The organism is Citrobacter sp. C348 (assembly GCF_047467975.1).
Classification (GTDB): Bacteria; Pseudomonadota; Gammaproteobacteria; order Enterobacterales; family Enterobacteriaceae; genus Citrobacter; species Citrobacter gillenii.
In genome coordinates, this window is the sequence record NZ_JASJUJ010000006.1 from 149244 (window position 1) to 170074 (window position 20831).

General features: G+C 53.4%; 16 protein-coding genes. 11 read left to right on the plus strand and 5 right to left on the minus strand.

All coding sequences use genetic code 11. The annotated features are described in order from the left end of the window. Positions 1–3: 3 nt before the first annotated feature. Complete coding sequence (araA, locus tag QNN86_RS13275; RefSeq protein ID WP_181618634.1) at positions 4–1506, plus strand: L-arabinose isomerase; 1503 nt, start codon at positions 4–6, stop codon at positions 1504–1506. Between the two features lie 96 nt (positions 1507–1602). Then, positions 1603–2298 (plus strand): L-ribulose-5-phosphate 4-epimerase, encoded by a 696-nt coding sequence (gene araD, locus QNN86_RS13280; protein ID WP_181618633.1) that lies wholly within the window; start codon positions 1603–1605, stop codon positions 2296–2298. Positions 2299–2342: 44 nt separating this feature from the next. Here araD and QNN86_RS13285 read toward each other — a convergent pair whose 3' ends face one another. Next, positions 2343–2729 carry a DUF4751 family protein gene (locus QNN86_RS13285; protein WP_181618632.1) on the minus strand — a complete coding sequence of 129 codons (387 nt, stop codon included), beginning with the start codon at positions 2727–2729 and terminating at the stop codon, positions 2343–2345. Positions 2730–3256: 527 nt separating this feature from the next. On the opposite strand from QNN86_RS13285, the gene polB reads away from it, so the two are divergent. From polB to rluA, 3 genes are all read left to right on the plus strand, one after another. Then, the gene (polB, locus tag QNN86_RS13290) at positions 3257–5608 is read left to right on the plus strand and encodes a DNA polymerase II (protein ID WP_137362019.1); all 2352 of its coding nucleotides are present in this window, start codon (positions 3257–3259) and stop codon (positions 5606–5608) included. Positions 5609–5783: 175 nt separating this feature from the next. Further along, positions 5784–8690, plus strand: a complete 2907-nt coding sequence (gene rapA, locus QNN86_RS13295; protein ID WP_096758331.1) for an RNA polymerase-associated protein RapA — start codon at positions 5784–5786, stop codon at positions 8688–8690. 11 nt (positions 8691–8701) lie between these two features. Beyond that, complete coding sequence (rluA, locus tag QNN86_RS13300) at positions 8702–9361, plus strand: bifunctional tRNA pseudouridine(32) synthase/23S rRNA pseudouridine(746) synthase RluA (RefSeq protein ID WP_181618630.1); 660 nt, start codon at positions 8702–8704, stop codon at positions 9359–9361. Between the two features lie 173 nt (positions 9362–9534). Here rluA and djlA read toward each other — a convergent pair whose 3' ends face one another. Next, entirely contained in the window at positions 9535–10347 is an 813-nt protein-coding gene (gene djlA, locus QNN86_RS13305) for a co-chaperone DjlA (RefSeq protein ID WP_181618629.1), read from the minus strand. A gap of 379 nt (positions 10348–10726) precedes the next feature. On the opposite strand from djlA, the gene lptD reads away from it, so the two are divergent. From lptD to apaH, 6 genes are read left to right on the plus strand one after another with little or no spacing between them, the layout of a single operon-like run. Further along, positions 10727–13081 (plus strand): LPS assembly protein LptD, encoded by a 2355-nt coding sequence (gene lptD, locus QNN86_RS13310; protein ID WP_414211235.1) that lies wholly within the window; start codon positions 10727–10729, stop codon positions 13079–13081. A gap of 53 nt (positions 13082–13134) precedes the next feature. Continuing rightward, the gene (gene surA, locus QNN86_RS13315; protein WP_181618627.1) at positions 13135–14421 is read left to right on the plus strand and encodes a peptidylprolyl isomerase SurA; all 1287 of its coding nucleotides are present in this window, start codon (positions 13135–13137) and stop codon (positions 14419–14421) included. Continuing rightward, positions 14421–15413: a 4-hydroxythreonine-4-phosphate dehydrogenase PdxA gene (pdxA, locus tag QNN86_RS13320; RefSeq protein WP_414211236.1), complete on the plus strand. Its 993-nt coding sequence runs from the start codon at positions 14421–14423 to the stop codon at positions 15411–15413. The genes surA and pdxA overlap by 1 nt, the downstream gene beginning before the upstream one ends. Beyond that, positions 15406–16227, plus strand: coding sequence for a 16S rRNA (adenine(1518)-N(6)/adenine(1519)-N(6))-dimethyltransferase RsmA (rsmA, locus tag QNN86_RS13325; RefSeq protein WP_096758337.1), 822 nt, complete (start codon positions 15406–15408; stop codon positions 16225–16227). Before pdxA ends, rsmA begins: the two co-directional genes overlap by 8 nt. Before the next feature lie 2 nt (positions 16228–16229). Beyond that, entirely contained in the window at positions 16230–16607 is a 378-nt protein-coding gene (apaG, locus tag QNN86_RS13330; RefSeq protein ID WP_181540046.1) for a Co2+/Mg2+ efflux protein ApaG, read from the plus strand. Positions 16608–16617: 10 nt separating this feature from the next. Next, positions 16618–17466 (plus strand): bis(5'-nucleosyl)-tetraphosphatase (symmetrical) ApaH, encoded by an 849-nt coding sequence (apaH, locus tag QNN86_RS13335; RefSeq protein ID WP_181618625.1) that lies wholly within the window; start codon positions 16618–16620, stop codon positions 17464–17466. A 97-nt stretch (positions 17467–17563) separates the two neighbouring features. On the opposite strand, the gene folA is transcribed toward apaH, so the two are convergent. The 3 genes from folA to kefF form a co-directional block, all read right to left on the minus strand. Next, positions 17564–18043: a type 3 dihydrofolate reductase gene (gene folA, locus QNN86_RS13340; protein WP_137383754.1), complete on the minus strand. Its 480-nt coding sequence runs from the start codon at positions 18041–18043 to the stop codon at positions 17564–17566. Positions 18044–18241: 198 nt separating this feature from the next. Further along, the gene (kefC, locus tag QNN86_RS13345) at positions 18242–20104 is read right to left on the minus strand and encodes a glutathione-regulated potassium-efflux system protein KefC (protein ID WP_414211237.1); all 1863 of its coding nucleotides are present in this window, start codon (positions 20102–20104) and stop codon (positions 18242–18244) included. Beyond that, positions 20097–20627 carry a glutathione-regulated potassium-efflux system oxidoreductase KefF gene (kefF, locus tag QNN86_RS13350; protein ID WP_181618623.1) on the minus strand — a complete coding sequence of 177 codons (531 nt, stop codon included), beginning with the start codon at positions 20625–20627 and terminating at the stop codon, positions 20097–20099. The genes kefC and kefF overlap by 8 nt, the downstream gene beginning before the upstream one ends. Positions 20628–20831: the final 204 nt, after the last annotated feature.

A 20831-nucleotide genomic window follows, 5' to 3' on the forward strand; every position in this document is an offset into this window, starting at 1 on the left:
ACAATGACGATTTTTGATAACTATGAAGTGTGGTTTGTGATTGGTAGCCAGCATCTGTATGGCCCAGAGACCCTGCGTCAGGTAACCCAGCACGCCGAGCACGTTGTTAACGCACTGAATACTGAAGCTAAACTGCCCTGTAAACTGGTGTTAAAACCGCTGGGCACATCACCTGACGAAATCACGTCTATTTGCCGCGATGCCAACTATGACGATCGTTGTGCGGGCCTGGTGGTCTGGTTGCATACCTTCTCTCCGGCCAAAATGTGGATCAACGGCCTGACCATTCTCAACAAACCGCTGATGCAGTTCCATACCCAGTTCAACGCCGCCCTGCCGTGGGACAGCATTGATATGGACTTTATGAACCTGAACCAAACGGCACACGGCGGCCGTGAGTTCGGCTTCATCGGCGCGCGTATGCGCCAGCAGCATGCCGTGGTCACCGGTCACTGGCAGGATAAGCAAGCGCACGAGCGTATCGGTTCCTGGATGCGCCAGGCCGTATCCAAACAGGATACCCGCCATCTGAAAGTGTGCCGTTTTGGCGACAACATGCGTGAAGTGGCGGTCACTGACGGCGATAAAGTGGCAGCACAGATCAAATTCGGTTTCTCGGTGAATACCTGGGCCGTTGGAGACCTGGTGCAGGTAGTGAACGCGATTAGCGATGGCGAGATCAACGCGCTGATCGACGAATATGAAAGCACCTACACCATGACGGCAGCAACGCAAATCCACGGTGACAAGCGTCAGAACGTGCTGGAAGCCGCCCGTATTGAACTGGGCATGAAGCGTTTCCTCGAACAGGGTGGATTCAATGCCTTTACCACCACGTTTGAAGATTTGCACGGCCTGAAACAACTTCCGGGTCTGGCCGTACAGCGTCTGATGCAGCAGGGCTACGGCTTTGCAGGCGAAGGTGACTGGAAAACTGCCGCGCTGCTTCGCATCATGAAGGTGATGTCAACTGGTCTGCAAGGCGGCACTTCATTTATGGAGGATTACACCTACCACTTCGAGAAGGGCAACGATCTGGTGCTCGGCTCGCACATGCTGGAAGTGTGTCCGTCGATTGCCGTAGAAGAAAAACCGATCCTCGACGTGCAGCACCTGGGCATTGGCGGTAAAGACGACCCTGCTCGTCTGATCTTCAACACCAAAACCGGCCCGGCCGTGGTTGCCAGCCTGATCGATCTCGGCGATCGCTATCGTCTGCTGGTCAACTGCATTGATACAGTACAAACCCCGCACGACCTGCCGAAACTGCCGGTGGCGAACGCGCTGTGGAAAGCCCAGCCGGATCTGCCTACCGCGTCTGAAGCCTGGATCCTGGCCGGTGGCGCACACCACACCGTGTTCAGCCATGCGCTGGATCTGAATGACATGCGTCAGTTCGCTGAAATGCACGATATCGAGATCGCGGTGATCGACAACGATACCCGCCTGCCGACCTTTAAGGACGCGCTGCGCTGGAACGAAGTGTACTACGGGTTCAAACGTTAATTATCGAAACGGATTGCCCGGTGGCATTTCATTTACCGGCCTACAAATCACCGTAGGCCGGATAAGCGTAACGCCATCCGGCATTCAGGAGTTAACATGCTAGAAGATCTTAAACGTCAGGTCCTGGAAGCGAATCTGGCGCTGCCAAAGCACAACCTGGTGACCCTCACCTGGGGGAATGTCAGCGCCGTCGACCGTGAACATGGCGTATTGGTGATAAAACCTTCCGGTGTTGATTACAGCGTAATGACCGCGGACGATATGGTAGTGGTCAGTATTGCCACCGGTGAAGTGGTGGAAGGGCAGAAAAAACCGTCTTCCGATACGCCCACTCACCGTCTGCTGTATCAGGCTTTCCCGAGCATTGGCGGTATTGTCCACACCCATTCACGTCACGCGACGATCTGGGCACAGGCGGGTCAGTCGATTCCGGCTACCGGTACGACCCACGCAGACTATTTCTACGGCGCTATTCCCTGCACGCGCAAAATGACCGATGCAGAAATTAACGGTGAATACGAGTGGGAAACCGGGAATGTGATCGTTGAAGCCTTTGAAAAACAAGGTATTGATGCGGCACAAATGCCAGGCGTACTGGTACATTCTCACGGCCCGTTTGCATGGGGTAAAAACGCCGAAGATGCCGTTCATAACGCGATTGTGCTGGAAGAGGTCGCCTATATGGGGATTTTCTGCCGCCAGCTCGCACCGCAGCTACCGGATATGCAGCAAACGCTGCTGGACAAGCATTATCTGCGTAAGCACGGTGCTAAAGCCTACTACGGACAATAATCTTCTTTTATAAGCGCGTAGATAAACTACGCGCTCCAGTATCATTATTCGCTGAAGTATTCAGCAAAGGAAGCTTGATATACGCAATCATTTGAGCAGAGATAGTCAATTACAGTATCACAATGCCCATTATCTTGATCGCCCCCCACACAATGGAAAAAGACATAATCTGAAATTGTAGTCTGCCACTTCTGACCATTCACCACGTAATTAATAACCGTATCACGATGACCGTTGCTTTTATCACTACCCTGCCAATGGAAAAAAGCATTGCCATCATCAATAACTTCAGCATTCCACAGTTGACCGTTCCATGTTTTATATAAAATAAATTTACTCACGGTCTTTACAGCAGGGTTAGCCAGCAATGTATTAACAAAAATATAGTTACTGTACTTGGCGCTAAGTTGCTGTTTAGAGAAAATATTCATAAAGACTCCATTCTCATATTAATTACATAAAATATAATAAACATTTGAAGTATCCCAGTTAGCGCTAGAAATAAAATTATATTAAAATAAAAATCAAATAACACAGAGAGATAACCCGACGAAATCGAACTGAAATCCGTTTTTATTCAACAATAGAATCTCGATTAAATATATTATATTTAACCCACTAGCCCGAACACTTCGAATAAAATTCTTACACCAACCTGTAATAAACACAAATAGAAAAAACATATTTTTCTAATTCCGAGAAATTAGTTGCATAATTAAATAAGCACAATTCCTAAAAATCGACAAAAATCCGGAAATGGACTTGAATTCAACTCGCAATATATAAATAAGATAAGTAATAAAAAATTAAAAAAGTAAGCCTACGAATAAAATAATTCATCCACCCAAATCTTCATCCTCGTATTCATGAATCAAATTCGTCATAAGCTGTATAAAAAAACAGTACAATCAGATAAACCAGGCTATAATCATGCCGGGTTTTTTGATGGGTACGCAGCGTGGCGCAGGCAGGTTTTATTTTAACCCGGCACTGGCGGGATACCCCACAGGGGACAGAGGTTTCATTCTGGCTGGCAACGGACGACGGGCCATTGCTGGTCACGCTTGCGCCGCAGGAGTCAGTTGCCTTCATCCCAACCAGCCAGGTTTCCCGCGTTACTTCACTATTACGCGCAGAAAACGGCTTTCGGCTGGCTCCGCTTAACCTGCAGGATTTTCATCGCCAGCCCGTTTCGGGGCTGTACTGCCGATCCCATCGCCAGTTGATGCGTCTTGAGAAGCTGCTACGCGAAAATAGCGTCACGGTGTATGAGGCCGACGTGCGTCCGCCGGAACGTTATCTGATGGAGCGCTTTATCACCTCCCCCGTTTGGGTGGATGGCGATCGGTATAACGACACGCTGATCAACGCGCGGCTGAAGCCAAACCCGGACTATCGCCCACCCTTAAAATGGCTATCGCTGGATATCGAAACCACGCGGCACGGCGAGCTTTACTGCATTGGTCTCGAAGGCTGCGGACAGCGTATTGTCTATATGCTCGGCCCGGCCAACGGTGATGCCTCACAGCTTGATTTTGAACTTGAATATGTGGCGAGCCGTCCGCAGTTGCTGGAAAAGCTCAACGCGTGGATAGCCCACCACGATCCTGATGTCATCATCGGCTGGAACGTAGTGCAGTTCGATTTACGTGTCCTGCAAAATCATGCCGAGCGTTACCGAATTCCCCTGCGTTTTGGTCGTGACAACAGCGAACTGGAATGGCGCGAGCACGGTTTCAAAAACGGCGTTTTTTTCGCCCAGGCCAAAGGCCGCCTGATCATTGACGGCATTGAGGCCCTCAAATCCGCGTTCTGGAACTTTTCCTCGTTTTCGCTGGAAACGGTGTCGCAGGAGCTACTGGGTGAAGGGAAATCAATTGATAATCCCTGGGACCGCATGGACGAAATTGACCGCCGATTCGCTCAGGATAAGCCCGCGCTTGCCACTTATAATCTCAAAGACTGTGAACTGGTCACGCGCATCTTTCATAAAACCGAGATCATGCCGTTTCTGCTGGAGCGCTCGACGGTCAACGGTCTGCCGGTCGACAGGCACGGTGGCTCGGTTGCGGCATTTGGTCATCTCTATCTTCCGCGCATGCACCGTGCCGGTTACGTTGCGCCAAATCTCGGGGAAGTCCCCCCCCATGCCAGCCCCGGCGGCTATGTGATGGACTCGCGTCCTGGTTTGTACGACTCGGTGCTGGTTCTGGATTACAAAAGCCTGTACCCGTCGATCATCCGCACCTTTCTGATCGATCCGGTGGGACTTATCGAAGGTATGGCGCAGCCGGATCCTGAACACAGCACTGAAGGATTCCTTGGTGCCTGGTTTTCGCGCGAAAAACACTGCCTACCGGAAATAGTGACCCAGATCTGGCACGGGCGTGACGAAGCAAAACGCCAGGGAAATAAGCCGCTCTCGCAGGCGCTCAAAATCATTATGAACGCCTTTTACGGCGTGCTAGGCACCACGGCATGTCGATTTTTCGATCCCAGACTGGCCTCGTCGATCACCATGCGCGGGCATGCGATCATGCGCCAGACCAAAGCGCTGATTGAAGCGCAGGGTTATGACGTTATCTATGGCGATACCGACTCAACGTTTGTCTGGCTCAAAGGCGCACACGCGGAAGAGGATGCGGCAAGGATTGGTCGGGAGTTGGTCCATCATGTCAACACCTGGTGGGCGCAGTCGCTGCAACAACAAAACCTGACCAGCGCGCTCGAACTGGAGTTTGAAACCCATTTTCGCCGCTTTTTGATGCCGACCATTCGCGGCGCGGATACGGGCAGTAAGAAGCGCTACGCCGGACTCATTCAGGACGGGGACCAGCAGCGCATGGTCTTCAAAGGACTGGAAACCGTACGCACTGACTGGACACCGCTGGCACAACGGTTCCAGCAGGAACTCTATTTGCGGGTCTTTCGCCAGGAGCCGTATCAGGATTTTGTCAGGGAAACCATCGACCGCCTGATGGCCGGTGAACTGGACGATCAGCTGGTTTACCGTAAGCGCCTGCGCCGCCCGTTAAGCGAATATCAGCGTAATGTCCCACCCCACGTTCGCGCCGCGCGGCTTGCCGATGAACAGAACATCAAGCGAGGCCGTCCTCCGCAGTATCAAAACCGTGGCACCATAAAATATGTCTGGACGATAAACGGCCCGGAACCTGTGGATTATCAGCTTTCTGCGCTGGATTATGAGCATTATCTTACGCGCCAGATACAGCCGGTTGCCGAGGGAATTCTTCCCTTTGTTGATGATAACTTTGCTACACTACTCACAGGGCAACTGGGGTTATTTTGACGCGTGACGAAACCGTCGCCATCCAGTACCATAGCGCCCTTTCCATTCCTGGACCCATTTTACACCACTACCACTGATTCATTAGCCTGGTAGCGGGGTCGTATGCTCTGAAAACTCGGGATACCCGATACATGACGAGTATTACCTGCAATTAAAGATATAGAGCCGAACACATATGCCTTTTACACTTGGTCAACGCTGGATCAGCGATACAGAAAGCGAATTGGGACTTGGTACCGTTGTCGCCATGGATGCGCGAACCGTCACCTTACTTTTCTCATCGACGGGTGAAAACCGTCTGTATGCGCGCAGTGACTGCCCTGTGACCCGCGTGATGTTCAATCCTGGTGATACGATCACCAGCCATGAAGGCTGGCAATTGCATGTCGATGAAGTAAAAGAAGAAAACGGACTGCTTGCCTATATCGGAACCCGCCTTGATACCGAAGAAACCGGCGTCGTGCTGCGCGAAGTCCTGCTCGACAGCAAGCTGGTGTTCAGCAAACCTCAGGATCGTCTGTTTGCTGGCCAAATCGACCGTATGGACCGCTTTGCGCTGCGCTATCGTGCGCGTAAATTTCAGAGCGAACAGTATCGTATGCCGTGGAGTGGTCTGCGCGGTCAACGTACCAGCCTGATCCCCCACCAGCTTAATATTGCCCATGATGTCGGTCGTCGCCATGCCCCTCGCGTTTTGCTGGCAGATGAAGTGGGCCTGGGAAAAACCATTGAAGCCGGGATGATCCTGCATCAGCAACTGCTGTCCGGTGCCGCCGAACGCGTGCTGATCATCGTCCCTGAGACGTTACAGCACCAATGGCTGGTCGAAATGCTGCGCCGTTTCAACCTGCGCTTTGCGCTGTTTGATGATGAGCGCTATGCCGAAGCGCAGCACGATGCCTACAATCCGTTTGAAACCGAGCAGCTTGTCATCTGCTCTCTGGATTTTGCGCGTCGTAGCAAGCAGCGTCTGGAGCATTTGTGTGAAGCAGAATGGGATCTGTTGGTGGTCGATGAAGCTCATCACCTGGTGTGGAGCGAAGATGCGCCAAGTCGCGAGTATATGGCGATCGAACAACTGGCCGAGCGCGTACCGGGCATCTTGCTGCTGACCGCAACGCCGGAACAGCTGGGTATGGAAAGTCACTTTGCGCGTTTACGCCTGCTGGACCCAAGCCGTTTCCACGATTTCGAGCAGTTTGTTGAAGAGCAAAAAAATTACCGTCCGGTAGCCGATGCCGTCGCCATGCTGCTGGCAGGCAACAAACTGAGCAACAATGAGCTGAACATGCTCGGCGATCTGATTGGTGAGCAGGACATCGAGCCGCTGCTGCAAGCTGCTAACAGCGATCGTGAAGATGCCCAGAGCGCGCGCCAGGAACTGGTTTCCATGCTAATGGACCGCCATGGCACCAGCCGCGTACTGTTCCGTAACACCCGTAATGGGGTGAAAGGTTTCCCGAAACGCGAACTGCATACTATTAAGCTGCCGCTGCCGACCCAATACCAGACAGCCATTAAAGTCTCCGGCATTATGGGCGCACGTAAAAGCGCAGAAGAGCGCGCCCGCGACATGCTCTATCCGGAGCAGATTTATCAGGAGTTCGAAGGCGATACCGGCACCTGGTGGAACTTCGACCCACGCGTTGAATGGTTGATGGGCTACCTGACCAGTCATCGTTCGCAGAAAGTACTGGTTATCTGTGCAAAAGCGACCACCGCGTTGCAGCTGGAGCAGGTGCTGCGCGAGCGTGAAGGCATTCGCGCTGCCGTATTCCATGAAGGTATGTCGATCATCGAACGTGACCGTGCTGCCGCCTGGTTTAGCGAAGAGGACAGCGGTGCACAGGTGATGCTGTGCTCGGAGATCGGTTCTGAAGGCCGTAACTTCCAGTTCGCCAGCAACCTGGTGATGTTTGACCTGCCGTTTAACCCGGATCTGCTGGAACAACGTATTGGACGTCTGGACCGTATTGGTCAAGCGCACGATATTCAGATCCACGTCCCGTACCTGGAAAAAACCGCCCAGTCCGTGCTGGTGCGCTGGTACCACGAAGGTCTGGATGCGTTTGAGCACACCTGTCCGACCGGGCGTACGATTTATGATACGGTCTATAACAACCTGATTGGTTATCTGGCGGAGCCGGAAAACAACGAAGGATTTGATGATCTGATCAAAGCCTGCCGTGAACAGCATGACGCACTGAAAGCGCAGCTGGAACAAGGGCGCGACCGTCTACTCGAGATTCACTCCAACGGCGGCGAAAAAGCTCAGCGGCTTACCGAGAGCATTGAGGAGCAGGATGACGACACCAGCCTGATCGCCTTCGCCATGAATCTGTTTGATATCGTCGGTATTAACCAGGACGATCGCGGAGACAACTTAATTGTGCTGACGCCGTCCGATCATATGCTGGTCCCGGATTTCCCGGGGTTGCCTGAAGACGGCTGCACCATTACCTTTGAGCGAGATATTGCGCTGTCGCGTGAAGACGCCCAGTTTATCACCTGGGAGCATCCGCTGATCCGTAACGGTCTGGATCTGATCCTGTCTGGTGATACCGGCAGCAGCACCATATCTCTGTTGAAAAACAAAGCATTGCCGGTTGGTACCCTGCTGGTTGAACTGGTGTACGTGGTCGAAGCGCAGGCACCGAAGCAACTGCAGCTCAACCGCTTCCTGCCACCGACGCCGGTGCGCATGTTGCTGGATAAAAACGGTAACAACCTCGCCGCTCAGGTGGAGTTTGAAACCTTTAACCGCCAGCTCAGTGCCGTTAATCGCCATACCGGTAGCAAGCTGGTCAACGCCGTGCAGCAAGATGTCCATGCGATTCTGCAGTTGGGTGAAGCGCAGGTTGAGCAATCTGCCCGCGCGCTGATCGACGCCGCACGTAAGGAAGCCGATGAGAAGCTGTCTGCGGAGCTGTCGCGCCTGGAAGCGCTGCGCGCCGTGAACCCGAACATCCGTGATGACGAACTTGCCGCGATTGAAAGCAACCGTCAACAGGTGATGGAAAGCCTGGATCAGGCCGGCTGGCGTCTGGATGCCCTGCGCCTCATCGTCGTGACGCATCAGTAACGGAGCCATACATGGGGATGGAAAACTACAATCCGCCGCAGGAACCCTGGCTGGTTATCCTGTATCAGGATGAACACATTATGGTGGTCAACAAGCCGAGCGGCTTGTTGTCCGTGCCGGGTCGCCTTGAAGAGCACAAAGACAGCGTGATGACGCGTATTCAACGCGACTATCCACTGGCAGAATCAGTGCATCGCCTGGACATGGCCACCAGCGGCGTGATTGTAGTGGCGCTGACCAAAGCGGCAGAGCGCGAGCTAAAGCGTCAATTTCGCGAGCGCGAACCGAAGAAGCAGTATGTCGCACGCGTGTGGGGGCATCCCTCACCCGCCGAGGGACTGGTGGATTTACCGCTGATTTGCGACTGGCCGAACCGACCAAAACAGAAAGTCTGTTATGAGACGGGCAAAGCCGCGCAGACTGAGTATGAAGTAGTGGAATTCGCGGCGGATAATACCGCGCGGGTGGTGCTGAAACCCATTACCGGGCGTTCTCATCAGCTACGCGTGCATATGCTGGCGTTAGGGCATCCGATTCTGGGTGACCGCTTCTATGCCCCGCCACAGGCCCTGGCGTTAGCGCCGCGACTGTTGCTGCACGCAGAGATGCTCACCATTACCCATCCGGCTTTCGGCAATAGCATGACCTTTAAAGTCCCGGCAGATTTTTAAAACGTTGCTGCTGACACATTTCGTTTTTGCTTTGTGTCTCGGTTTATAGACACAAATCATTCGAGATGCATCGAGGCGGCAAACGAAGAAATCCCCAGGAACATAGATAACTATGTGACTGGGGTTTCACAGTGCAGCCAACAAAGAGGCAGCTTGAAGGATGCCGTGTATATTTACTTGAATCCTTTTTGATCCTTAATCAGCTCGTAAGCCTTCTGAATTTCCTGCGCTTTTTGCTTGGCCATTTCCATCATTTCTGGCGGCAGCCCTTTCGCGACCAGTTTATCGGGATGGTGTTCGCTCATCAGTTTGCGATAAGCGCGCTTAATGGTGGTGGCATCGTCGGTCGCTTTAACACCCAGCACATTACACGCATCCTCCAGCGTTGGGCCACGCTGTGCCTGCTGCCAGCCACCGCCAGACTGTTGCTGATATCCACCACCAAACTGCGCACCACCCTGCATCATGCGCAGATACTGATCAAATTGCGCGCGCGAGATCCCCAGCTCTTCAGCAATCACATACAGCACTTCACGTTCGTTAGGATGCAGCGACCCGTCCGCAAACGCCGCCTGGATCTGGATCTCCAGAAACATACGGATCAGGTCGAAGCGGCCAAAACAGACGCTGCGAAACTGGCGCATTTTTTCACGTAATGGGTAATTGTCTGATTTTCCCACCCGGAAGGCATGCTGCGCAGCGGTACGTGAGTCACCGTGTAAATTCATCCGGTCCATCAGTTGGCTGGCGATATGAATATCGGCTTCCGTGACGCGTCCTTTTGATTTGGTCAGGTGTCCCATCACCTCAAAGGTGGTAGCAAAAAACAGCGCCTGACGTTCACGTTGATTGGCAAACCACGCCATTTTGCGCATGCGGGCTTTGTCGAACATATGACCCACAAGCAAGCCTAAAACCACGCCCCAGAAGCCGCCGCCCATCATTAAGGCCACGGCGACACCAATAATCTTTCCCCAATACTGCATAGACTCCCCAAATCTTTACGCTGCCGGCCGGGCTATGTACCACAATATAAGGTGCTTTTACCGTTTTACGGCAGCGGTCAATTGTGGGACATCGCCTATAATTTGCATTATCATACCTGTCATTCAATGCCGTGCCTAACACCACAAACGCTATACCCGTTGGATTTCGAGTTGCAACAAGGCGGCAACGCAGTGAAGCCCCTGGAGCTTACCCATGTAAGTGACTGGGATGAACGAGGAAGACAACGAAGATGCAGCTTGAAAGGTGGCGGGTATAAAATGGGCAGGATTAATACTAGCGAAGTGAAGATGAGATAAGTTAGGCTGTGACCGTTTGTCACGCGCGACGCTACTGATGATGGAACAATAAATACAACGTATGAAAAAACGTATTCCCACTCTTCTGGCCACCATGATTGCCAGTGCCCTTTATAGTCAACAGGGTCTGGCAGCCGATCTCGCCTCACAGTGCATGTTGGGCGTGCCGAGCTATAACCGTCCTCTGGTGCAGGGCGAAACCAATGAATTACCTGTTACCATCACTGCCGATCACGCGAAAGGGAATTACCCGGATGACGCCGTGTTTACTGGCAACGTGGATATCGCACAGGGTAATAGCCGCCTGCAGGCTGACGAAGTGCAGCTGCACCAGAAGCAGGCCGAGGGTCTGCCGGAACCGGTCCGTACCGTCGATGCGCTGGGTAACGTCCACTATGATGACAATCAGGTCATTCTGAAGGGGCCGAAGGGTTGGTCGAATCTGAATACCAAAGATACCAACATCTGGGAAGGCGACTATCAGATGGTCGGTCGTCAGGGACGCGGGAAAGCCGACCTGATGAAACAGCGGGGCGAAAACCGCTACACCATTCTGGAAAACGGGAGCTTCACCTCCTGCCTGCCGGGTTCCAATACCTGGAGCGTTGTCGGTAGCGAAGTGATCCACGACCGTGAAGAACAGGTCGCGGAAATCTGGAACGCCCGCTTTAAGCTAGGGCCGGTTCCGGTCTTTTACAGCCCGTATTTGCAGTTGCCTGTCGGCGACAAACGTCGCTCCGGTTTCCTGATCCCGAACGCAAAATACTCCACCAAAAACTATTTTGAGTTCTACCTGCCGTATTACTGGAACATCGCGCCCAATATGGACGCCACCCTCACGCCACATTATTTGCACCGTCGTGGCGGCGTGATGTGGGAGAACGAATTCCGCTATCTCACCCAGGCCGGCACCGGTTTGATAGAGTTCGACTATCTGAACTCCGATAAAGTCTACGACGATGAACATCCGAATGATGATAACTCACGCCGCTGGCTGTTCTACTGGCAACATGCTGGCGTGATGGATCAGGTGTGGCGCTTCAACGTCGACTACACCAAGGTCAGCGATTCCAGCTACTTTAATGATTTCGATAACAAGTACGGTTCCAGTACCGACGGCTACGCCACGCAGAAATTTAGCGTCGGCTATGCGGTCCAAAACTTTGACGCCACGGTATCTACTAAACAGTTCCAGGTCTTTGACGATCAGAACACCAGTAGCTATTCCGCCGAACCGCAGTTAGACGTCAACTTCTATCAGAACGATGTTGGTCCGTTTGATACCCGCGTTTATGCGCAGGCGGTACATTTCGTTAACACCACCGACAACATGCCGGAAGCGACGCGTTTACACCTTGAACCAACCATCAATCTGCCGTTGTCCAACCAATGGGGAAGTATCAACACTGAAGCCAAAATGCTGGCTACGCACTATCAGCAGAGTAATCTTGACGATTACCCTCAGTATGACGAGACCGTAAACCGTGTGATGCCGCAGTTTAAAGTCGACGGTAAGATGATCTTTGAACGCGATATGGCAATGCTGGCACCGGGTTATACCCAGACGCTGGAGCCGCGTGCACAGTATTTGTACGTGCCATATCGTGATCAAAGCCACATTAATAACTACGACTCTTCCCTGCTGCAAGCTGACTACAGCGGCCTGTTCCGTGACCGCACCTACGGCGGTCTGGACCGCATTGCTTCTGCCAACCAGGTAACGACCGGGGTCACATCTCGCGTATATGATGACGCCGCCGTTGAACGTTTTAACGTTTCTGTGGGTCAAATCTACTATTTCACCGAGTCTCGCACCGGCGATGACAACATAGAATGGGAGAATGACGACAAAACCGGTTCGCTGGTGTGGGCTGGCGACACCTACTGGCGTATCTCCGAGCGCTGGGGTTTACGCAGTGGGATCCAGTACGACACCCGTCTGGACAGCGTTGCGACCAGCAGCAGCAGCATCGAATACCGTCGTGACGAAAACAGTTTGTTGCAGTTGAACTACCGGTACGCCAGCCCAGAATACATCCAGGCCACACTGCCGAATAGCAGTACTGATAAAGATAAATGGAATCAGGCGCAATATGAAAACGGGATCTCTCAGGTAGGTGCCGTGGCCAGCATGCCGATTGCTGACCGCTGGTCGATTGTGGGAGCGTATTACTTCGATACGAACGTCAATAAACCCGCTGACCAGATGCTGGGCGTACAGTACAACTCCTGCTGTTATGCCATTCGCTTTGGCTACGAGCGTAAGCTGAACGGTTGGGATGACAAACAGCAACACGCGATTTATGACAACACGATCGGCTTTAACATCGAACTGCGCGGTCTGAGCTCTAACTATGGTCTCGGCACCAACCAAATGTTGCGTTCGAACATTTTGCCGTATCAAAGCGCTTTATGATCTGATTGATTTAAACGTAATCCGCCTTGCGGTTAATTAATAATGGAAAAAGTATGAAGAACTGGAAAACGCTGCTTCTCGGTATCGCCATGGTCGCGAATACCAGTTTCGCTGCCCCACAGGTAGTCGATAAAGTCGCAGCCGTCGTCAATAACGGCGTCGTTCTGGAAAGCGACGTTGATGGCTTAATGCAGTCAGTAAAACTTAATGCGGGTCAGGCGGGTCAGCAATTACCCGACGACGCTACGCTGCGCCATCAGATCCTCGAACGTTTGATCATGGATCAAATCGTTTTGCAGATGGGTCAGAAGATGGGGGTGAAAATCACTGATGAGCAGTTGGATCAGGCCATCGCCAACATCGCTAAGCAGAACAACATGACGCTGGAGCAGATGCGCAGCCGTCTGGCCCACGATGGTCTGAGCTATTCGACCTATCGTAACCAGATCCGTAAAGAGATGACCATCTCTGAAGTGCGTAACAATGAAGTTCGCCGTCGCGTCACCATTCTGCCGCAGGAAGTGGATGCGCTGGCTCAGCAAGTTGGCAACCAAAATGATGCCAGCACTGAGCTGAACCTGAGCCACATTCTGATTCCGTTACCGGAAAACCCATCCTCCGACCAGGTTAATGAAGCAGAAAGCCAGGCGCGTGCTGTCGTCGAAGAAGCGCGTAACGGTAGCGATTTCGGTAAACTGGCGATCACCTATTCCGCAGACCAGCAGGCGCTGAAAGGCGGCCAGATGGGATGGGGACGTATTCAGGAACTGCCGGGCATCTTTGCGCAGGCACTCAGCACGGCGAAAAAAGGCGATATCATCGGCCCGATTCGTTCAGGTGTCGGCTTCCACATTCTGAAAGTCAACGATATGCGTGGCCAGAGCCAGAGCATCTCCGTAACGGAAGTTCATGCCCGCCATATCCTGCTGAAACCGTCTCCGATCATGACCGATCAGCAGGCGCGTCTGAAACTGGAGCAAATCGCGGCTGATATTAAGAGCGGTAAAACGACCTTTGCCGCCGCGGCTAAAGAGTTCTCTCAGGATCCGGGCTCTGCAAACCAGGGCGGCGATCTGGGTTGGGCGGCAGCGGATATTTTCGATCCGGCCTTCCGCGATGCGCTGACCCGACTGAACAAAGGTCAGATGAGCGCTCCGGTGCACTCCTCTTTTGGCTGGCACCTGATCGAACTGCTGGACACGCGTAACGTTGATAAAACTGACGCCGCGCAGAAAGACAGAGCCTACCGCATGCTGATGAACCGTAAGTTCTCAGAAGAAGCGGCGACCTGGATGCAAGAACAGCGTGCCAGCGCGTACGTTAAAATTCTGAGCAACTAATGGTCCGTACTCAACGCGTTGTCATCACTCCCGGCGAACCCGCCGGGATTGGTCCGGACCTGGTGGTCCAGCTTGCGCAGCGTGAGTGGCCGGTTGAACTCGTCGTCTGCGCCGATGCCGCGTTACTTTCGAACCGAGCAGCTATGCTCGGTTTACCGCTTTCGCTCCTCCCCTACTCTCCTGATATCCCAGCCAAACCACAAGCAGCGGGCACATTGACGCTGTTACCGATTGCGCTGCGGGCCCCTGTCATTGCGGGGCAACTGGCGGTAGAGAATGGACCGTATGTGGTTGATACGCTGGCTCGCGCATGCGACGGTTGCTTACACGGTGAATTCGCCGCGCTGATTACTGGCCCGGTTCACAAGGGCGTGATCAACGATGCCGGCGTGCCGTTTACCGGACACACTGAGTACTTTGAAGAACGCTCGCAGGCGAAAAAAGTGGTGATGATGCTGGCGACCGAGGAGCTGCGCGTTGCCCTGGCAACCACGCACCTGCCGCTCAGAGACGTTGCCGATGCCATTACGCCCACACTACTGCGGGAAGTGATCGGCATTCTGCACCATGATTTACGCAGCAAATTTGGCCTGAACGATCCGCAGATCCTGATATGTGGCCTGAACCCACATGCGGGGGAAGGTGGTCATATGGGAACGGAAGAGATCGACACGATCATTCCGGTACTGGATGAGATGCGCGCCCAGGGTATGAAATTACACGGCCCATTGCCCGCAGATACCCTGTTTCAACCTAAATATCTCGATAGCGCGGATGCCGTGCTGGCAATGTACCACGATCAGGGTCTCCCCGTGCTAAAATACCAGGGATTTGGTCGCGGTGTGAATATCACACTGGGCCTGCCCTTTATTCGCACATCCGTTGATCACGGCACCGCACTTGAACTGGCGAGTCGTGGACAAGCAGATGTCGGCAGTTTTATTACGGCGCTTAACCTCGCCATCAAAATGATTGTTAATACTAATGAATAATCGAGTCCATCAGGGCCATTTAGCCCGTAAACGTTTCGGGCAAAACTTCCTCAACGATCAGTTTGTGATCGAAAGTATTGTCTCTGCTATCAACCCGCAAAAGGGTCAGGCTATGGTCGAAATCGGCCCGGGCCTGGCGGCATTGACCGAGCCGGTAGGTGAACGTCTGGACAAGCTCACGGTCATTGAACTGGACCGCGATCTGGCCGCACGCCTGCAAACGCACCCGTTTTTAGGGCCGAAGCTGACTATCTATCAGCAAGATGCCATGACCATGGACTTTGGCGAGCTGTCACAAACCCTGGGTCAGCCGCTGCGCGTATTTGGTAACCTGCCATACAACATCTCCACGCCGCTGATGTTCCATCTTTTTACCTATACTGATGCCATTGCCGACATGCATTTCATGTTGCAAAAAGAAGTGGTCAACCGTCTGGTTGCAGGGCCAAACAGTAAAGCGTATGGTCGACTAACCGTTATGGCGCAATATTACTGCCAGGTGATCCCAGTACTTGAAGTACCGCCATCCGCGTTCACGCCTGCGCCTAAAGTTGATTCCGCCGTGGTACGCCTGGTCCCTCACGCGACGATGCCGTACCCGGTCAAAGACGTTCGCGTCCTGAGCCGTATTACCACCGAAGCGTTTAACCAGCGTCGTAAAACGGTACGTAACAGCCTCGGTAATCTGTTCAGCGTTGAAGTGCTGACGGAACTGGGTGTTGATCCGGCGCTGCGAGCGGAAAATATCTCTGTCGCCCAATACTGCCGGATGGCTAACTATCTGTCAGAAAAAGCGTCATCGAAGGAGAGTTAAGCATGATCAATTCGCCCCGAGTGTGTATTCAGGTACAAAGCGTCTATATTGAGGCGCAATCCTCACCTGATGATGAACGTTACGTTTTTGCCTATACCGTAACCATCCGCAATTTGGGGCGAGCGCCGGTGCAACTGTTGGGACGTTACTGGTTGATTACCAATGGTCATGGCCGTGAAACCGAAGTTCAGGGTGAAGGTGTAGTTGGCGTTCAGCCCCACATTGATCCCGGTGAAGAGTACCAATATACCAGCGGCGCGGTGATTGAAACCCCGCTGGGCACCATGCAGGGTCATTACGAAATGATCGATGAGCAAGGCGTTGCCTTTACCATCGATATTCCCGTATTCAGGCTCGCCGTTCCAACGCTCATCCACTAAAACAATAGCTATGGCAACATACCTCATTGGCGACGTTCACGGTTGTTACGATGAACTGGTAGCCTTGCTGCATCAAGTCAATTTTGCCCCTGGGAAAGATACCTTATGGCTCACAGGCGACCTGGTCGCGCGTGGCCCCGGCTCGCTTGACGTACTGCGTTATGTCAAATCGCTCGGCGACAGCGTAAGATTAGTCTTAGGTAATCACGATTTGCACCTGCTGGCCGTATTTGCAGGCATCAGCCGGAATAAACCCAAAGACCGGCTCACGCCGCTACTCGATGCCCCGGATGCGGATTCGCTGCTGAACTGGCTTCGTCGCCAGCCGCTGTTACAGGTTGATGAAGAGAAGAAGCTGGTGATGGCGCATGCCGGGATTACGCCACAGTGGGATCTGCAAACCGCGAAAGACTGCGCCCGCGATGTCGAAGCCGTGCTGTCGAGCGACTCGTACCCATTCTTTCTTGATGCCATGTATGGCGACATGCCAAATAACTGGACGCCGGAACTGACCGGACTTGCCCGCCTACGTTTTATTACTAACGCCTTTACCCGCATGCGTTACTGTTTCCCGAATGGCCAGCTGGATATGTACAGCAAAGAGTCGCCGGAAGACGCGCCCGCTCCACTGAAACCGTGGTTTGCCATCCCGGGACCGGTCAGTGACGCCTATAGCATTGCCTTTGGGCACTGGGCCTCGCTGGAGGGTAAAGGGACGCCGGAAGGGGTTTACGCGCTGGATACAGGCTGCTGTTGGGGCGGGGATCTCACCTGTCTGCGCTGGGAAGACAAACAGTACTTTACTCAGCCGTCAAACCGCCACCTGAATCGTGATCCTGGCGAGGCGGTCAGCGCCTGATATTCGTGTGCCGGATGCGGTGCGCGCACCTTATCCGGCCTACGCATATGTCACCCTGTAGGCCGGATAAGCGCAGCGCCATCCGGCAGTGACATGATTAACGACGTTCCAGCACTTCGAAGCAGTAACTGTGTGAGTTTTGCGCGTCGGCATCGTGGAATTCGCTGAACACCGATTCCCAGTCATCCGGCTCGTAGTCCGGGAAATGCGTATCCCCTTCGACTTCCGCATCAATATGCGTCAGATACAGCTTCTGTGCTTTTGGCAGGAACTGTTCATACACGCGCCCACCGCCAATCACCATAATTTCAGGTTCATCGCCACAGGCCGCAATCGCCTCATCAACAGACTTTACCCACTGCACGCGATCGTCGGTGCCAGGCTTGCTGCTAATGACGATATTTTTACGCCCGGGCAATGGTCGCCCGATGGATTCCCACGTGTGGCGTCCCATAACAACTGGCTTATTTAAGGTGTTACGTTTAAACCAGGCGAGATCGGCAGGGAGGTTCCACGGCATGGCGTTTTCCATACCGATGACGCGATCTACCGCTAACGCCGCAATCAGACTGATCATTGAATGTTTCCCGGATACAAAAAAATTGTCGCCACTATACGGAAAGCGCAATCTTTCGTCGACTGGAGGAAAGGGGATGAGCATGAAAATTTTCCGTTCTGCTGGCGAACCGACCTATTTAAAGTGGTACGCCAGCATTACAGTAGTTCAAAAACAGCCCATTAGCAGTAAAGTTTGCAGAACATCACATTTTTTACCCTATGCTGACGGCTTCACTTCCGGCTCATCTGCGACATCACCCGTATGTTTACCTTCATCCGTGCCTTGCCAACCATGGCGTTGAATGAGAGACAAATGCTGACGGTCCTCGGAAATAATTTCGCTCAGCATAGCGCTGGTGCGTTTATACACCGCCGCGCGAGAAAGCGCGTCGTTTTCACCTTTCACCATCTCTTCAACCATCAGCGTATTGAAGCGACGGAACACATCGGCACGCTCGCGTGCTTCATAGCGTCCGAGCCCCAGACCTTCCAGCGCCAGACGCCCGGTCTTCAGCGCGCCCTCAAAGGTTTCACGTTCAGGCATCTCGACTCCCGCCTGGCGCAGGCGAATGTAATGATCGACATCGCGCGCGCGGGCGATAATTTGCAGGTGTGGGAAATGGGTTTTCACCATTTCAGTTAGCTGCAGGCTGGTTTGCGGATCGTCAATGGCATTAATGATCACTTCAGCTTTGGCCGCTCCGGCAGACTCCAGCAAATCCATCCGCGTCGCATCGCCGTAAAAAACCTTCATGCCAAATTTGCGCAGCGTTTCGATATGGTCCGGGTCGTGATCGAGGACCACCATCTTCACACCGCTCGACAACAGCAAGCGGCCGGTTATCTGACCAAATCGACCAAACCCGGCGATAATCACTCGCGGTTGTTCCTCATCGATTTCATCCGCCTCACGCGCTTCACCGGTAGACGATTTTTCCAGGCGTGTCAGAACCACCAGTAAAATGGGGGTGGCCGCCATCGACAGCGCCACCGCCAGCGTTAGCGCTTTTGCCCATTCAGGATCGAGCACATTGGCCATTTGCGCCGCGCCAAACACCACGAAGGCAAACTCACTTCCCTGTCCTAATAATACGGCAAACCAGCGGCGTTGCTTGTTCGGCACCTGCAACGGCTTCGCAATCACCCACAGCATGATGGTTTTGATTGCCAGGAAGCCCGCCAGCAGAATAATAATACGCAGCGGATTATCGATCAGCGTGCCGAAGTCGATAGACATCCCGACGCCGATGAAAAACAGCCCCAGCAGCAGCCCTTTAAACGGTTCGATATCGCTTTCCAGCGCATGACGATACTCCGAGCTTGCCAGCAACACCCCCGCCAGGAATGCGCCCATCGCCATCGACAGGCCCACTTCTTCCAGCAATAAACCAAAACCAAAAACCAGGAACAGGGCGACGGCGCTGAACACCTCCCGCAGTCCGGAGCGCGCGACAAAACGCAGGGCCGGTCGTGTGACGTAACGCCCCAGCAGTACCACCAGCACCAGCGCGCCGGCCACTTTCAACGCCGACAGCGCAAACGCCCCGAGCGTGGTTGACGCCCCGCTTGCTGCCAGCAGCGGGATCATCGCAACCAGCGGAATGGCGGCAATATCCTGGAACAGCAGCACGGCAAACGCACTGCGGCCCATTTGCGACACCATCAGGTTGCGTTCATTCATCGCCTGCATGGCAATCGCGGTGGAAGAAAGCGCCAGCGTCATGCCAATCAGCTCAGCGACCTGCCAGCGCAGGCCGAGGAACATACAGAACAAGCCAATTAATCCGCCGCAGACCACCATTTGCAGCGCGCCGCCGCCAAACACCGAGGCACGTAGCTTCCACAAGCGCTGCGGGTCAAGTTCCAGACCGATGACAAACAGCATCAGCACTACGCCGATTTCCGCAAAATGCAGGATAGATTCGGCGTCCGTCACCAGCCTTAAGCCCCACGGGCCGATAATGCACCCGGCAATGAGATAACCCAGCACCGAGCCTAACCCCAGCCGGACTGCAATCGGCACAATCAACGCCGCCGAACCGAGATAAATCAGCGCCTGTATTAGCGTATGGCTATCCATGATGTGCCTCCTGCCATTCCATTAAGCGCTGCTTGTAATGCCGCGCCTGCGCCTGCAGCGTTTCGTCGTCACAGATAAACGTACAGTGCATCGCAAACGGCGGTAACCACTTGAGACCGCAATATAAGGCCGTAGCCTGTAAAGGTTGGGAAAGGACGTCAAAACCCGGATGTGAGCCGATATCAAAATGATTTTCACCGCCGCCGGTGGTGACCGCCCACAGCAGATGTTTACCGTGCAGCGCGCTGCCGCCATGACCATACGCCCAGCCGTGGGCGAGGACTTTGTCCATCCACAGTTTGAGGAGCGGCGGTGTGCTGTACCACTGCATGGGATGCTGCCAGACGATAAGGCTCGCGCGTGAAAGCGCGTCCTGCTCAGCGGCGATGTCGATATTGAAGTCGGGATAAAGCTGGTAGAGCGAACGAACCTCTACGCCCTCCAGCGTCCTTGCCTGCTCAAGCATCCGCTTATTCGCATGCGAGTGCTGCGGATAGGGATGCGCATAAATGATGAGAATCATGATTAGCCTGCTATCACTGCATTATTGTAATACCAGTGAGTTTAGTCAGTTAATCAGCAGGCTAAAAGTCAATATTATTGAGGTCTATACACAAAATCATTCATGTTGCATCAAGGCGGCAAGGGAATGAATCCCCAAGAGCTTACTAAAGTAAGTGACTGGGGTGAATGAGCGCAGCCAACACTGAGGCAACTTGAAGGATGA